This window comes from Xanthobacter sediminis (genome assembly GCF_043195015.1).
Classification (GTDB): domain Bacteria; phylum Pseudomonadota; class Alphaproteobacteria; order Rhizobiales; family Xanthobacteraceae; genus Xanthobacter.
In genome coordinates this window covers 1-562 of record NZ_JBAFWH010000056.1, presented here as the reverse complement: position 1 = coordinate 562, position 562 = coordinate 1, and the positions used below count along the sequence as shown (strand labels likewise).

Annotated in this window: 1 pseudogene; it reads left to right on the top strand. The window is 65.8% G+C overall.

What is annotated here, in order from left to right:
- Nucleotides 1–562: pseudogene (locus V5F61_RS21175) on the top strand (integrase core domain-containing protein); the annotation flags it as partial.

Here is a 562-nt window from a genome sequence, read left to right as displayed (position 1 = left end):
AACGCGCGCTGGTCGCTCGATTTCGTATCCGACCAGTTCACCGATGGCCGCCGCTTCCGCATCCTCACCGTCGTGGATGACTGTACCCGGGAATGCCTTACCCTGGTTGCGGATACATCGCTGTCCGGCTGAGGGGTCGCACGAGAGCTGGATCGTCTTGTGGCCGCGCGCGGATGGCCAGACATGATCGTCAGCAACAAAGGCAGCGCGTTCACCTCCAATGCCATCCTGGCCTGGGCGGATGCGGCAAAGGTCGAGTGGCATTACATCGCCCCGGGCAAGCCCATGCAGAACGGCTTCATCGAGAGTTTCAACGGCCGGCTGCGCGACGAGCTTCTCAACGAGACCCTGTTCTCGGGGCTGAGCCAGGCCCGGGCGGCCCTGGGCAGGTGGCGCTCCGACGACAATGGATCACGCCCGCACTCCGCCCTCGGCTGGCAGACCCCCTCCGCCTTCGCCGCCACCTTCCACCCGCGACGGGATCTGCCGCTGCGCCAAATTAAAAGCTCCGCGCCAGATCCCCGCCGCTCACCCGGCCGACAAGCCCAAACCCAACCGCCAG